Origin of the sequence: Microbacterium sp. BWT-B31 (genome assembly GCF_041379855.1) — a bacterium.
In the GTDB taxonomy this organism is placed as follows: domain Bacteria; phylum Actinomycetota; class Actinomycetes; order Actinomycetales; family Microbacteriaceae; genus Microbacterium.
In genome coordinates, this window is record NZ_JBFECU010000001.1 from 68,098 (window position 1) to 82,753 (window position 14,656).

The following is a 14,656-nucleotide window of genomic DNA, read 5'->3' on the forward strand; positions in this document are numbered from 1 at the left end:
GTCGATTCGTCCGGTAAGTGGTTGTGAGAGCGGGGGCTGCCTTCCCGGCAGCCCCCGCTCATCCGCTACCGGGATGCGCGTGCCCAGGCCGCGCACACCAGCAAGGAGCACGTCAGACATGACCGCACCCACCGCGATCGTCGAGGTCCGCAACGCCTCCATCACCTTCCCCGGAGTCAAGGCGCTCGACGACGTCAGCTTCCGGCTCCTTCCCGGCGAGGTCCACTCGCTCATGGGGGAGAACGGCGCAGGCAAGTCCACTCTCATCAAGGCGCTCACCGGCGTCTATCAGATCGACTCCGGCGAGATCGTGGTCGACGGCCAGCCGCGCCACCTGACCGGAACGGCCTCGGCGCAGGCGGCCGGCATCTCGACCGTGTACCAGGAGGTCAACCTGTGCACGAACCTCACGATCGGCGAGAACGTCATGCTCGGCCACGAGGTCCGGGGCATCGCGGGCATCAACTGGCGCAAGACCCACGCGCAGGCGGGTGAGGCGCTGGCTCGCATGGGCCTGGGCGAACTCGACCCGCGCGCCCCCCTCTCGTCCATCTCGATCGCGATGCAGCAGCTCGTCGCCATCAGCCGCGCGATGGTCACCGACTCGAAGGTGCTCATCCTCGACGAGCCCACCTCGAGCCTCGACGCGAACGAGGTCGAGGTGCTCTTCGGGGTCATCCGGCGCCTGCGCGACCAGGGCGTCGCGATCCTCTTCGTCTCGCACTTCCTCGACCAGATCTATGCGATCAGCGACCGCATCACGGTGCTGCGCAACGGCCGGTTCGTCGGCGAATACCTCACGGAAGACCTCGATCGCGCGCAGCTCATCTCGAAGATGATCGGCAAGGACTTCGAGTCGCTGCGGGCGCTGGGCTCCAACCGCCAGACCGAGGTGCGCGACCGCAGCGCCGACACCCCGGTCTTCGCGGCGGAGGGCCTCGGTCGCAAGGGTGCGATCGAGCCGACCGACGTGACCATCCACGCGGGTGAGGTCGTCGGCTTCGCCGGACTCCTCGGCGCCGGGCGCACCGAGCTCGCACGCCTCATCGCCGGCGCCGACAGAGCGGATGCCGGCACCGTGCGCGTGCACGGCAAGAAGGTGTCGCTCGGCTCTCCCGTCGCAGGCCTCTCGCACGGCATCGCGTACTCGACCGAGAACCGTCGCGAAGACGGCATCATCGGCGACCTGAGCGTGCGCGAGAACATCATGCTCGCCGTCCAGGCCCGTCGCGGCTGGATGCGGCGCGTGCCGGCGCGCGAGGTCGACAAACTCGTGACGACGTACATGGAGCGCTTCAGCGTGCGCCCCAACGACCCCGACCGCCCGATCCGCCTCCTCTCCGGCGGCAACCAGCAGAAGGTTCTCCTGGGCCGCTGGCTCGCGACGAACCCCGATCTGCTGCTGCTGGACGAGCCCACGCGCGGCATCGACGTCGGCGCGAAGGCCGACATCCAAGAGACGGTGGCCGAACTCGCCGAGGGCGGCATGGCCGTCGTGTTCATCTCGTCCGAGCTCGAAGAGGTCGTCCGTCTGTCCGAGCGCATCGTGATCCTCAAGGACCACCAGAAGGTCGGCGAGGTCGGGAACGGTCCCGAGGTGTCGGCCGAGAGCATCGTGTCGATCATCGCGGCGGAGTCCGAGGCGGACGCGGAGGAGCGCGCGGAAGCGCTCGCCGACGAGGTCGATGCGGGCGAAGCATCCGCTCTCGAAGAAGGGAACCCGACATGAGCCGGGTCAAAGCCGCCCTGCGCACGCCCTGGTTCTGGGGGATCGTGGGCATCGCGCTGCTGCTGGTCATCAACACCCTCAGGGATCCCGCGTACCTCGCGGTCGGGGTCAACCCGACGACGGGGCTGCTGACGGGCAATGTGCTCGACATCCTGCGCGTCTCGGCGCCGATCATCATGATCGCGCTCGGCATGACGTTCGTCATCGCCACCGGAGGCATCGATCTCTCGGTCGGCTCGATGATGGCCGTCGGCGGCGCGGTCGCGATGCAGACCCTCGCCGGGACGAACGCCCCGACCTCGGTGGGCGCCATGTTCGCGGCGATCGGGCTCGCAGTGCTGCTCGCGGTCGTGCTCGGCGCCGTCAACGGCATCCTCGTCGCGGTCGTGGGTCTGCAGCCGTTCATCAGCACCCTGATCATGATGCTCGCCGCCCGCGGCATCGCCCGGGTCATCACGAGCGGCCAGAACACCAACGCGACCAACGAGCCGTTCCGTCAGCTCGCGAACGGTCAGATCCTGGGGCTGCCGACGAGCTTCGTCCTGGCGATCGTCGTCGTCGCGCTGATCGCGCTCGTCATGCGGCGCACGGCGCTGGGGCTCATGATCGAGTCGATCGGCGTGAACCCGCGGGCCAGCCGGCTCGCCGGCATCCGTCCCCGTCCGATTCTCATCGCCGTGTACGTCCTGTCGGCGGGCCTGGCGGCCGTGGGCGGTCTGTTCAGCGTCTCTGAGGTCATGACCGTCAGCGTCTCGGGGACGGGCAACAACATGGAGCTCGACGCGATCCTCGCCGTCGTGGTCGGGGGCACCTCGCTCGCGGGCGGTAAGTTCTCGATCTGGGGCTCGGTCGTCGGCGCCGTGCTCATCGCGACGCTCAACAAGACCGTGCTGTTCCTGGGCATCCCCGCCGCCGCCACGCCGGCGTTCAAGGCGCTCGTCATCATCGCGCTCGTGCTGCTGCAGTCCGAGCGGATCCGCTCGCTCGTCTTCCGCAGTCCACGACTGCCGCGCACCCCGCGCGGTCCCGAGACCCCCGCCGCAGGCACGGGCACCCCCGCTTCGAAGGAGGTCGTCGCATGACCGGCCCATCCACGCTCGCCGACGGCATCCCACCCGTCGCCGACCTTCCCCAGGCGCGCGAAGCGTCGCGCGCCGGCCGCTTCATGCGACTGTGGGATCGCCACCAGTCGCTGCTGCCGACGCTGGCGGCCCTCGTGCTGCTGTTCGGGATGCTGATCTACGCAGAGATCGCGTACGGCAAGGTGTTCCACGCCGGCACGATGTCGAGCCTGCTGGTGAGCTTCGCGCCGACGATCATCCTGGCCGTCGGCATGACGATCGTCATCGTCTCGGCGGGCATCGACCTGTCGGTCGGCGCGGTCGTCGCGTTCAGCTCCGTCTCGGGCGTCATGCTCATGAACATCGGTGTGAACGGCTGGCTCGCGATCGTGCTCATGATCGTCTTCGGCGCGATCTTCGGCCTCGTGTCGGGTGTCATGGTCCAGTACTTCAACGTGCAGCCGTTCATCGCGACGCTCGCCATGATGTTCCTCGCACGCGGTCTCGCCTCGATCCTGTCGACGACTCCCGTGACGGCGCCCGAGGATTCCCCGATCCTGCTGCTGGCGACCGACTGGAAGATCATCGACGGACCCAAGGTGAACGACTTCACGATCACTCCGGGGCTCATCATCGCCGTGCTCGTCGTGATCGCGGCGGTCTTCTTCATGCACCGCACCCGCATGGGCCGCACGGTCTACGCGATCGGCGGCAACGAGTCCTCGACGCAGCTCATGGGCCTGCCGCTGGCGAAGACCCGCGTGTGGATCTACGTCATCTCGGGTGCCCTCGCGGGCCTCGCGGCCGTCGTGTACACGGCCGAGGTCGGCGGCAAGGCGCAGAACGTGACCGGCATCGGGTGGGAGCTCGACGCCATCGCGGCCGTCGTCATCGGCGGGACGCTCCTCACGGGCGGCTCGGGCTACGTGCTGGGCTCGGTGGTCGGCGTCTTCGTGATCGCGGCGCTGCGCCTCATCATCACGAAGGACGGCTCGATCAATCCCGAGTACCTCACGATCATCACCGGCGCCGTGCTGCTGGTCTTCGTGCTGCTGCAGCGGGTGCTGACACGACGGAGCAGGACGTGATCGCCGGCGCCGAACTGCAGGCGGCCATCGACGCCGTCCGCACGGACGTCGCGGCCCTCCACGGCGAGCTCGTGCGCTACGGGCTCGTGGTGTGGACGGGCGGGAATGTCTCGGGACGCGTGCCGGGGGCCGACCTGTTCGTCATCAAGCCGTCCGGGGTGTCGTACGACGACCTCGCGCCCGAGAACATGATCCTGTGCGATCTCGACGGTCGGGTGATCGCCGGCACGCCCGGCAGCGAGCGCAGCCCGTCGAGCGACACCGCCGCTCATGCGTACGTGTACCGGAACATGCCCGAGGTGGGCGGCGTCGTGCACACCCATTCCACCTACGCGGTGGCGTGGGCGGCGCGGGGCGAAGAGATCCCGTGCGTGATCACCGGCATGGCTGACGAGTTCGGCGGCCCGATCCCCATCGGCCCGTTCGCGGTGATCGGCGACGACTCGATCGGCCGCGGCATCGTCGAGACGCTGCGCGGGCACCGCTCGCGCGCGGTGCTCATGCGCAACCACGGTCCGTTCACGATCGGGGTGTCGGCGAAGGACGCGGTGAAGGCGGCGGTCATGTGCGAGGACGCCGCACGCACCGTGCACATCGCGCGCGAGGCGGGGCCGCTGATCCCGATCCCGCAGGACCGCATCGACCACCTCTTCAACCGGTACCAGAACGTGTACGGGCAGTCCTCCGATGACCGTCGCGACCAGGAGGACGAGCGATGAGCCAGACGGATGCCGCGGCATCCGCGATCCGCGAGGGGCGCACGGCCCTGGGCATCGAGCTCGGCTCGACCCGCATCAAGGCGTGCCTCGTCGACCGCGACGACCCGCAGACGGTCCTCGCCGTCGGAAGCCACGAGTGGGAGAACGAGTTCGCGGACCGCACGTGGACCTACTCGCTGGAGGCGGTGTGGTCCGGAGTCCAAGCGGCCTACGCGGCGCTCGTCGCCGACGCCCGTGACCGGCACGGCGAAGCGCCCACGACGTTCGGCGCGATCGGCGTCTCGGCGATGATGCACGGCTACCTCGCGTTCGACGAGGCGGGCGAGCTGCTCGTGCCGTTCCGCACGTGGCGCAACACGTCGACGGGCGCGGCATCGGCCGAGCTCAGCGAGCTGTTCGGCGTGAACATCCCGCTGCGCTGGTCGATCGCGCACCTGTACCAGGCGATCCTCGACGGCGAGGCGCACGTGCCCGCCATCCGCCATTTCACGACCCTCGCCGGCCACGTGCACGAGCGGCTCACGGGTCGCCGCGTGCTCGGCGTGGGCGACGCCTCCGGAATGTTCCCGATCGACGCCGCCACCCGCGGCTACGACGCCCGCCTGGTCGCCCGGTTCGACGAGCTCGTCGCCGAGCGGGCGCCGGGTCTGTCGCTCGAGGCGCTGCTGCCCGAGATCCTCGTCGCGGGGGACGACGCCGGAGTGCTCACCACCGCCGGTGCGGCCCTGCTCGACCCGACCGGCGCGCTGCGCCCCGGCATCCGGTTCTGCCCGCCCGAGGGCGATGCCGGCACCGGCATGGTCGCGACCTGCTCGGTCGCCCCGCGCACCGGCAATGTCAGCGCGGGCACCAGCATCTTCGCGATGGTCGTGCTCGAGGGCGCGCTCACGGCCACCCACGCAGAGCTCGACCTCGTGACCACGCCCGCGGGCGACCCGGTCGCGATGGTGCACTGCAACAACGGCGCGAGCGAGCTCGCCGCGTGGGCGGGCCTGTTCGGCCGCTTCGTCGCCGTCGCCGGCGCCGACCTCGACTCCGATGCCGTGTACGGCGCGCTCTTCCGTGAGGCGCTCGAGGGCGAGCCGGATGCCGCGGGGCTGCTGGCCTACAACCACCTGGCCGGCGAACCCATCGCCGGGCTCGCCGAGGGGCGCCCGCTCGTCGTCCGCACGCCGGACAGCCGCCTGACGCTCGCGAACTTCATGCGCGCGCAGCTGTACGGCGTGTTCGGGACGCTCGCGCTCGGCATGGACGTGCTCGGCGCCGAAGGCGTGGCCCTCGACCGGATGTTCGCGCACGGGGGGATCTTCCGGACGGCGGGGGTCGCCCAGCGCTTCCTCGCCGGAGCCCTCGGAGCGCCCGTCGCTGTCGCGGCGACCGCGTCGGAAGGCGGCGCGTGGGGGATCGCGGTGCTCGCCGCGTTCACCGCCGAAGCCTCTGCGGGTGCGGCATCCGTCACCCCCGACCTTGACACGTACCTGCGCGAGCGCGTCTTCGACGGTGCCGGGTTCGATGTCCAGGACCCCGACCCCGCCGACGTCGCGGGCTTCGCCGCCTACCTCGACCGCTACCGCGCCGGCCTCGCCGTAGAGTCCGCCGCAGTGGCCGCCCTCTGACCCATGTCCCCTTTTCTCGCCTTCGTGCCCTGATTTTCGCCGCTAGAGGCCGCTCTAGCAGCCGAAATCGGGACACGGTGAACCTCAATGACGAAGGACCCGCAATGACCCGCACCGCACTGTCCACCTCCCTCGACGCATACGAGGTCTGGTTCGTCACCGGCAGCCAGTCGCTGTACGGCGACGAGACCCTGCGTCAGGTCGCCCAGCAGTCGCAGGGCGTCGCGGCGGGACTTGCGGGGCTGCCGGTGAAGGTCGTGTGGAAGCCCGTGCTGACCGACTCGGACAGCATCCGCCGCCTCGCCCTCGAGGCCAACGCGCGCGACGACGTCATCGGCGTGATCGCGTGGATGCACACCTTCAGCCCGGCGAAGATGTGGATCGCGGGCCTGGACGCGCTGCAGAAGCCGCTGCTGCACCTGCACACGCAGGCCAACGTCGAGCTGCCGTGGGCCGACATCGACTTCGACTTCATGAACCTGAACCAGGCCGCGCACGGCGACCGCGAGTTCGGGTACATCCAGACGCGCCTCGGCGTCGCGCGCAAGACCGTGGTCGGCCACGTGTCCAACCCCGTGGTGCGGCAGCAGGTCGAGGACTGGCAGCGCGCGGCGGCCGGGTGGGCAGCGGCCCGCACGCTCAAGCTCGCGCGCTTCGGCGACAACATGCGCTACGTCGCGGTCACCGAGGGCGACAAGACCGAGGCCGAGCTGCGCTTCGGCGTGCAGGTGAACACGTGGGGCGTGAACGAGCTCGTCGAGGCCGTCGAGAAGGCGACGGATGCCGAGATCGATGCTCTCGTGCAGGTCTATCTCGACTCGTACGAGGTGGCAGACGTACTCCTTCCCGGCGCCGAGCGCCACCAGTCGCTGCGCGACGGCGCGGCGATCGAGGTCGGACTCCGGTCGTTCCTCGAGGAGGGCGGCTTCGGCGCCTTCACGACCTCGTTCGAGGACCTCGGCACGCTGAAGCAACTGCCGGGCCTCGCGGTGCAGCGCCTCATGGCCGAGGGCTACGGCTTCGGCGCCGAGGGCGACTGGAAGACGGCGATCCTCGTGCGCATCGCGAACGTCATGGGCGCGGGCCTGCCGGGCGGGGCCTCGCTCATGGAGGACTACACCTACGACCTCGTCGCAGGCGACGAGAAGATCCTCGGCGCGCACATGCTCGAGGTCGCCCCGTCCCTGACGACGGCCAGGCCGCGCCTCGAGATCCACCCGCTCGGCATCGGCGGCAAGGACGACCCGGTGCGCCTGGTCTTCACCGCCGACCCCGGCCCCGCGCTCGTGGTCGCGATGAGCGACATGCGCGACCGGTTCCGCCTCGTGGCCAACGTCGTCGAGAACGTCGAGGCGCCCGATCTGCCCAACCTCCCGGTGGGCCGCGCGATCTGGAAGCCGGCGCCCGATTTCGCGACCAGCGCCGCGTGCTGGCTGGCCGCCGGCGCCGCGCACCACACCGTCATGACGACCGCGGTCGGCATCGAGGTGTTCCGCGACTTCGCCGAGATCGCCAGGACCGAGCTCGTCGTCATCGACGAGGCGACGACCGTGCGCGACTTCCAGCGCGAGCTGCGATGGAATCAGGCGTACCACCGCCTCGCGCAGGGCATCTGAGGCGGCGACCGGCGAAGGCCGCCGCCCTAGGATCTCCAGGGTGGACACGACACGCGGGACGCGGGGCGGCATCGGAGCGCGGCGGGTCGTCATCGCCCCCGACAGCTTCAAGGGGTCGATCGGGGCCGCGGCTGCGGCGGAGGCGCTCGCGGCGGGCTGGCGTTCGGTCGAACCGGATGCCGTGGTCGTGCTGCGGCCGATGGCGGACGGCGGCGAGGGCACGGTCGCGGCGTTCGCGGCATCCGTTCCCGGCTCCCGGCGCATGCCGGTCACCGTCACCGGCCCGGACGCCGCTCCCGTCGAGGCGGACTGGCTGCTGCTGCCCGCCTCGGCCGACGCGCCCGCCGGCACCGCTGTCGTCGAGCTCGCCTCGACGTCGGGCATCGAGCTGCTCGGCGAGCGCCGCCTGCCGTGGGATGCCGACACGACCGGCTTCGGCCAGGCGATCGTGGCCGCTCTCGACCACGGGGTGTCGCGGCTCGTGCTCGGCATCGGGTCGAGCGCGTCGACCGACGGCGGCGCGGGGCTGCTCCGCGCTCTCGGGGCGGGGTTCTCAGGCGTCGACGGGGCGCCGATCGCGCCGGGCGCGCGGGGGCTGCGCGATCTGGAGCGGGTCGACCTGTCGGGGCTGCGCGCGGTGCCGCCGGGCGGCGCCATCGTGCTGACCGACGTCACGAACCCGCTTGTCGGCCCGGCGGGCGCCGCGGCCGTGTTCGGCCCGCAGAAGGGGTTCGATGCCGACGGGGTGCAAGAGGCCGATGCCGCGCTCGCCCGGTTCGCGCGGCTGGTGGGGGCAGATCCTGCGACGGCGGGGTCCGGCGCCGCGGGCGGTGCGGGGTTCGCGCTGCACGCGTGGGGAGCGGGCCTCGTGCCGGGCGCGCCCCAGGTCGCGGAGCTCATCGCGCTCGAAGCCGCCGTCGCAGCGGCCGACGTCGTCCTCACCGGCGAGGGGTCGTTCGACGGTCAGTCGGCGGCCGGCAAGGTGCCGTCGTTCGTGTCGGCGGTGGCGCGCGAGGCCGGGGTTGCGGTTGCGCTGGTGGCGGGGCGCATCGCGCCGGATGCCGCGACCGCGGCGTTCGCGGCATCCGTGTCGCTCACCGTCCTCGCCGGCTCGCCCGAGGCCTCTCTCGCAGACCCCGCCCGGTGGCTGCACGAAGCCGGGGCGAGTCTCGCGCGGCTGCTGCCCCGGGGCTGATGCGGCGGGGGAGGGGCAGCGTCGGCCCCTTGAGTATTTAGTTTGATGTGGTAATAGTTTCTTGGAAGCAAGAATAATCCTCGACGACGAGCGGAAGCCGGTCCCGACATGCACACCACGACACTGGACGAGCGGGTCGCGCTGGTCGAGGCGGTCCGTGACTTCTCGGCGACGGCGCTGGCGCCGTTCGCGAACCAGCGCGACGCCGACAAGCAGTTCCCGATCGACGCGCTCAGGCAGGCGGGCGAGCTCGGGCTCGGCGGCATCTACGCGGCCGAGGAGTACGGCGGGTCGGCGCTGTCGCGGCGAGATGCCGTGGCGATCTTCGAAGAGCTCGCGAAGGGCGACACGACCCTCGCCGCCTATATCTCGATCCACAACATGGTGGTGTGGATGATCGACGCCTTCGGCGACCACGCCCAGCGCGCACGGTGGGTGCCGGGGCTGTGCGCGATGACCGACCTCGGCAGCTACTGCCTGACCGAGCCCGGAGCGGGCTCGGATGCCGCGGCGATCACCACGAGCGCGCGCCGCGACGGCGACGACTACGTGATCACCGGGGTGAAGCAGTTCATCTCGGGCGCGGGGTCGTCGGCCGTGTACGTCGTGATGGCGCGCACCGGCGAGCTGGGGCCGACCGGTCTCAGCGCGATCGTCGTTCCCGCGGGCACTGCCGGTCTGTCCTTCGGCCCGAACGAGCGCAAGATGGGCTGGAACGCGCAGCCCACACGTCAAGTGGTGCTCGACGGCGTGCGGGTGCCGGTGGGCAACCGGCTCGGCGCCGAGGGCGACGGCTTCGGCATCGCGATGAAGGCTCTCAACGGAGGCCGCGTGAACATCGGCGCCGTGTCGGTCGGCGGCGCCCAGTGGGCGCTTGCCCGCGCGACCGCCCACGTTCAGCAGCGCGAGGCGTTCGGCGCGCCCCTCGCGGCGAACCAGTCCGTCGTGTTCGCCCTCGCCGACGCCGAGACCGAACTGCAGGCCGCCCGCGCGCTGCTCCAGCGCGCCGCCGAGGCGATCGATGAGCGGGCGCCCGATGCCGCGGTCGCCTGCGCGATGGCGAAGAGGTTTGCGACGGATGCCTCGTTCCAGGTCGCCAACACGGCGCTGCAGCTGCACGGCGGGTACGGGTACCTGCACGAGTCCGGCATCGAGCGCGTGGTGCGCGACCTGCGTGTGCACCAGATCCTCGAGGGCGCGAACGAGATCATGAAGCTCATCGTGGGCCGCGGCGTGCTGGCGGCCCACTCGTCGGGGAGGAACGCATGACGACGATCGCATTCATCGGACTCGGGCACATGGGCGCTCCGATGGCGGCCAACCTCGTGAAGGCCGGCCACGACGTGCGGGGCTTCGACCTCGTTCCCGAACTGTGCGAGGCCGCGGCGGCGACCGGCGTCCACATCGCCCAGAGCGCGGCTGCGGCGGTCGCCGAGGCGGATGCCGTCATCACGATGCTCCCCGCCGGCCATCACGTGCTGGCGGCCTATCGCGGCGCCCGCGACAACCCGGGCCTTCTGGCCGCAGCCCGCCCCGGAACGCTCTTCATCGACTCGTCGACGATCGCCGTCGACGACGCGCGCGCGGCGGGGGCCCTCGCGACCGAGGCCGGACACCGTGCGCTCGACGCGCCGGTGTCGGGTGGTGTCGTCGGGGCCGAGAACGCCACCCTCGCCTTCATGGTCGGCGGCGGCGAGGCCGCGTTCGAGGCGGCGCGGCCCATCCTCGAGGCGATGGGTCGGCGCATCGTGCACTGCGGCGGAGCGGGCCTGGGCCAGGCCGCGAAGGTGTGCAACAACATGATCCTCGCCGTGTCGCAGATCGCCGTCGCCGAGGCCTTCGTGCTCGGCGAACGGCTCGGTCTGTCGCACCAGGCGCTGTTCGACGTGGCGTCCAACGCCTCAGGCCAGTGCTGGGCGCTCACCACCAACTGTCCGGTGCCGGGGCCGGTGCCCACGAGCCCCGCGAACAACGACTACCGGCCCGGGTTCGCCGGCGCGCTCATGGCCAAAGACCTCGGCCTCGCAGCCCAGGCGATCGCGCTCACCGGGGTCGACGCGCAGCTGGGCCTGCACGCCCGCACGATCTACGCCGACTACGCCGACGGCGACGGCGCCGGGCGCGACTTCTCGGGCATCATCGACACGATCCGCGCCGGCAGCGCCGACGCCGGCTGACGCGCTTAAGGGATCACAGGGGGTCGGGCGTGGGCCGTGGGGGGCGGAAGTCCCCCGCCCGTTCGCGCATGCGGGCGATCGCCCCGACCAGCGCCGTGAGCTCGTCCGCGTCGAGGTCGACGCGCGAGAACACGGTCTCGTTGAGCGTGGCGGTCGCGTCCTCGGTGAGCCTGCGTCCGGCGTCGGTGAGCTCCAGCATCGCAGCCCGTCCGTCGTGCGGATGCGGCTCGCGCCGCAGCAGCCCGTCGGCCTCGAGGCGCCGCACCACGTTGGTGACGCTGGCCGCGTGCACCTGCAGCCTCGCGGTGGCGCTGGCCATAGGCATCCGTCCCTCGCGGGTGAAGGCGAGCAGCCGCAGCATCTCGTAGCGCGCGAAGCTGAGCCCGTGGGGGCGCAGCGCCTCGTCGACCTCGGCGAGCACGAGCTGGTGCGCGCGCATGATCGAGGTGACCACCGAGACACCCTCGGCGGCGTCGGCCCAGCCGTGCGCGATCCACTGGCGGCGAGCCTCGGCGATCGGGTCCACCGGGAGTGGACTGCGGGATGCCATCCGGAGCGCTCCTTCGCCTCATCGACTCGTGATTGACAGCATACGAGGCTCGTGAACAACGGATGACCGGCCCTCCGCGCGGAGCCGGGTCGCGCTAGCCTGCAGGTGTGGCAACCGCACCGGACCCGCAGTCGCTGCGGGAGTTCATCGAGGACCTGCGGCAGAAGGGGTACAGCGTCGCCGACGGTCACACCGCCGACCCCGATCTGATCGACCCGCAGGGCAACCCCGTCTTCACGTGGCGCGAGGGGTATCCGTACGACACCCGCATGGAGCGGGAGGAGTACGAGTACGAGAAGTACCGGCTGCAGGTCGAGCTGCTGAAGCTGCAGTACTGGGTCGAAGACACCGGGCAGCGGGTCGTGATCGTGTTTGAGGGGCGCGACGCCGCGGGCAAAGGCGGCACGATCAAGCGCTTCACCCAGCACATGAACCCGCGCACCTCGCGCGTGGTCGCCCTCGCGAAGCCGAGTGATCGCGAGCAGGGGCAGTGGTACTTCCAGCGGTACGTGCAGCACCTGCCGACCGCGGGTGAGATCGTGCTGTTCGACCGGTCGTGGTACAACCGCGCGAACGTCGAGCGCGTGATGGGCTTCTGCACGGATGCCGAGTACGAGAGCTTCATGGCCCAGGCTCCGGTCTTCGAGAAGATGCTCGTCGAGTCGGGCATCTCGCTCACCAAGTTCTGGTTCTCGGTCACCCGCAAAGAGCAGCGCACGCGCTTCGCGATCCGCCAGCTCGACCCGGTGCGCCGCTGGAAGCTGTCGCCGATGGACCTCGAGTCGCTCGGGCGGTGGGAGGAGTACACCGCGGCAAAGGAGGAGATGTTCCGCCGCACCGACAAGAACTACGCGCCCTGGACGGTCGTGCGCTCCAACGACAAGAAGCGCGCACGCCTGAACGCGATGCGCCACTTCTTGAGCAGGTTCGACTACCCCGACAAGGACCGCTCCGTCGCGCGCAGGCCCGACCCGCTCGTCGTGCTGCGCGGCAAGGCCGAGACCGAGGACGAGGACGAATAGGCCGTCCGGGTCCGGGTTCGCCGGCTACGGGTGCGACGGCAGCACGAGGTCGACGCCGCGCAGGAACGCCTCGTCGTCGAATCCGTCGACGAGCACGCTCTGCAGCAGGAAGCTCGGGATCATGCCCATGACGACGGGCGCGGCGACGGCGGCCCACTCGGCCGCAGGCAGCGGCAGCTCGTCGGCATGACCCTCGGCCCACCGGCCGAGCACCCCTGCGATGGTCGCGCGCATGTGCAGGAGGACGGACTGCACCGCGGCGCGCAGCTCGGGGTCGACCGTCGCCTCGCCCCACACCTGCAGCAGCACCGGCAGCGGCGCGTTGGCGCGCACGCCCTGGGCGAGCACGCGCACGACGCCCGCCGGCGACAGGGCCCGCTGGGCGCTCGCGGCCTCGAGCTCGGTGCGTCGCGCGTCGAGGATGCGTTCGGCGACGGCCCGCACGAGCTGCTGCTTGCCCGGAAAGTACGAATAGATCGCGCCGGCCGAGAGTCCCGATTCGGCGATGATGTCGGCCATCGAGGTGCCGTTGTAGCCCGTGCGCAGAAAGCACCGCAGCGCGGCGTCCATGATCTCGGAGCGGCGCTCGACGCGCCGCGCTTCGCTGATCTTCGGCATCACGTCCCCCTGTTTGACAAGCCTAACGGGCAGGTTCAGAATACAGAACGAACATTCGTTTTTGGTAGAGGATCGATCCCATGGCAACCTCCCAGAGTCTCGAGCGCACGCCGTGGTGGCGGCTTCCGATCATCGCGGTCGGCGTCTCGCTCATCGTCGGCGTCGTGCTGCTGGCCTTCTCGTGGCCGGCGGTCACCGCCGACCCGCGCGACCTGCCGATCGGCATCGTCGGCTCCGCCGAGCAGATCGAGCAGGTCTCCGAAGCGATCGACGAGCAGTCAGAAGGCGCGATCGCGCTCACCGAGTACGACGATCGGGATGCCGCGGTCACCGCCATCGAGCACCGCGAGGTGTACGGGGCCGTCGTGCTCCCCGCCGAGCAGACGCAGTCGCCCGAGGTGCTGACCGCGTCGGCCGCGAGCCCCGCCGTGGCACAGATGCTCCAGGGCATAGCCACCGGGCTCCAGCAGCAGATCGACGCGCAGATCCACGCGACGATCGAAGAGAGCCTCGCGCAGCTGCAGCAGACGGTCGCCGACAAGATCCAGGCCGCGGTGCAGGCGGCGCTGAGCGGCCAGGCGCCGCAGGCGCCCGCGCCCGAGGCATCCGCCCCCCTCACGATCCCGACCGTCACCGTCGAGGTGACCGACCTCGTGCCGCTCGCAGGCGGCGACCCGCGCGGCACCGGCCTCACCGCGGCGATGTTCCCGATGGTCCTCGGCGGAATCCTGGGCGGCGTCATCCTGACCCTCACCGTCAAGGGCGGGGGCCTGCGCCGTGTGGTCGGCGTGCTCATCTACGCGCCCGTCGCCGGCGTCGTGCTCGCGGGCATCCTGCAGGGCCTCTACGGCGCGCTCCAGGGCGGCTACTGGCTCAACGCCGCCGCGATCGCCCTCGCGATCGCCGCCATCTCGAGCACCATCACGGGGCTCGCGGGACTCATCGGCCCCGCCGGCGTCGGGGTCGGCGCCGCCTTCACGATGCTCGTCGCGAACCCCCTGTCGGCGACGGCCGTGCCCGTCGAGTTCATCCCCGCGCCGTGGGGCGCCTTCGGCCAGTGGCTTCCGCCGGGGGCCGCCGCGACGCTCCTGCGCAACCTGTCGTACTTCCCCGGCGCCGACTCGAGCTTCCAGTGGGCGCTGCTGGGCATCTGGGCGGCGGCCGGTCTCGCGCTGACGCTCGTCGACATCCCCGCGCGGCGACTGGCTGCAGGTCAGACCGAGGCGGAGCATCCGCTCACGCTCTGACAGGTCGATAGACTGCGA

13 protein-coding genes are annotated in these 14,656 nt (G+C 71.0%); 11 read left to right on the forward strand and 2 right to left on the reverse strand.

All coding sequences use genetic code 11. The annotated features are described in order from the left end of the window. The first annotated feature begins 118 nt into the window (after positions 1-118). The 9 genes from AB1K54_RS00345 (at position 119) to mmsB (ending at position 11,201) form a co-directional block, all read left to right on the forward strand. Positions 119-1,729, forward strand: coding sequence for a sugar ABC transporter ATP-binding protein (locus tag AB1K54_RS00345; RefSeq protein WP_371200699.1), 1,611 nt, complete (start codon positions 119-121; stop codon positions 1,727-1,729). Next, positions 1,726-2,811: an ABC transporter permease gene (locus tag AB1K54_RS00350; protein ID WP_371200700.1), complete on the forward strand. Its 1,086-nt coding sequence runs from the start codon at positions 1,726-1,728 to the stop codon at positions 2,809-2,811. Before AB1K54_RS00345 ends, AB1K54_RS00350 begins: the two co-directional genes overlap by 4 nt. Beyond that, entirely contained in the window at positions 2,808-3,878 is a 1,071-nt protein-coding gene (locus tag AB1K54_RS00355; RefSeq protein ID WP_371200701.1) for an ABC transporter permease, read from the forward strand. The genes AB1K54_RS00350 and AB1K54_RS00355 overlap by 4 nt, the downstream gene beginning before the upstream one ends. Beyond that, positions 3,878-4,597, forward strand: coding sequence for an L-ribulose-5-phosphate 4-epimerase (locus AB1K54_RS00360; RefSeq protein WP_371201147.1), 720 nt, complete (start codon positions 3,878-3,880; stop codon positions 4,595-4,597). The genes AB1K54_RS00355 and AB1K54_RS00360 overlap by 1 nt, the downstream gene beginning before the upstream one ends. Further along, the gene (locus AB1K54_RS00365; RefSeq protein ID WP_371200702.1) at positions 4,594-6,213 is read left to right on the forward strand and encodes a xylulokinase; all 1,620 of its coding nucleotides are present in this window, start codon (positions 4,594-4,596) and stop codon (positions 6,211-6,213) included. The genes AB1K54_RS00360 and AB1K54_RS00365 overlap by 4 nt, the downstream gene beginning before the upstream one ends. A gap of 104 nt (positions 6,214-6,317) precedes the next feature. Then, entirely contained in the window at positions 6,318-7,829 is a 1,512-nt protein-coding gene (gene araA / locus AB1K54_RS00370) for an L-arabinose isomerase (RefSeq protein WP_371200703.1), read from the forward strand. Positions 7,830-7,869: 40 nt separating this feature from the next. Then, the gene (locus AB1K54_RS00375) at positions 7,870-9,024 is read left to right on the forward strand and encodes a glycerate kinase (protein ID WP_371200704.1); all 1,155 of its coding nucleotides are present in this window, start codon (positions 7,870-7,872) and stop codon (positions 9,022-9,024) included. A 108-nt stretch (positions 9,025-9,132) separates the two neighbouring features. Next, the gene (locus AB1K54_RS00380) at positions 9,133-10,293 is read left to right on the forward strand and encodes an acyl-CoA dehydrogenase family protein (protein WP_371200705.1); all 1,161 of its coding nucleotides are present in this window, start codon (positions 9,133-9,135) and stop codon (positions 10,291-10,293) included. Beyond that, positions 10,290-11,201 (forward strand): 3-hydroxyisobutyrate dehydrogenase, encoded by a 912-nt coding sequence (gene mmsB, locus AB1K54_RS00385; protein ID WP_371200706.1) that lies wholly within the window; start codon positions 10,290-10,292, stop codon positions 11,199-11,201. The genes AB1K54_RS00380 and mmsB overlap by 4 nt, the downstream gene beginning before the upstream one ends. 13 nt (positions 11,202-11,214) lie before the next feature. Here mmsB and AB1K54_RS00390 read toward each other — a convergent pair whose 3' ends face one another. Continuing rightward, positions 11,215-11,751 (reverse strand): MarR family winged helix-turn-helix transcriptional regulator, encoded by a 537-nt coding sequence (locus AB1K54_RS00390; RefSeq protein ID WP_371200707.1) that lies wholly within the window; start codon positions 11,749-11,751, stop codon positions 11,215-11,217. Between the two features lie 107 nt (positions 11,752-11,858). Here AB1K54_RS00390 and ppk2 point away from each other — a divergent pair, with 107 nt between their 5' ends. After that, positions 11,859-12,773: a polyphosphate kinase 2 gene (gene ppk2 / locus AB1K54_RS00395; protein WP_371200708.1), complete on the forward strand. Its 915-nt coding sequence runs from the start codon at positions 11,859-11,861 to the stop codon at positions 12,771-12,773. A gap of 24 nt (positions 12,774-12,797) precedes the next feature. On the opposite strand, the gene AB1K54_RS00400 is transcribed toward ppk2, so the two are convergent. Beyond that, positions 12,798-13,391: a TetR/AcrR family transcriptional regulator gene (locus AB1K54_RS00400; RefSeq protein WP_371200709.1), complete on the reverse strand. Its 594-nt coding sequence runs from the start codon at positions 13,389-13,391 to the stop codon at positions 12,798-12,800. Between the two features lie 80 nt (positions 13,392-13,471). Between AB1K54_RS00400 and AB1K54_RS00405 the strand changes: the two genes are divergently transcribed. Continuing rightward, positions 13,472-14,638: a hypothetical protein gene (locus AB1K54_RS00405; protein WP_371200710.1), complete on the forward strand. Its 1,167-nt coding sequence runs from the start codon at positions 13,472-13,474 to the stop codon at positions 14,636-14,638. The last annotated feature ends 18 nt before the right edge of the window (positions 14,639-14,656 follow it).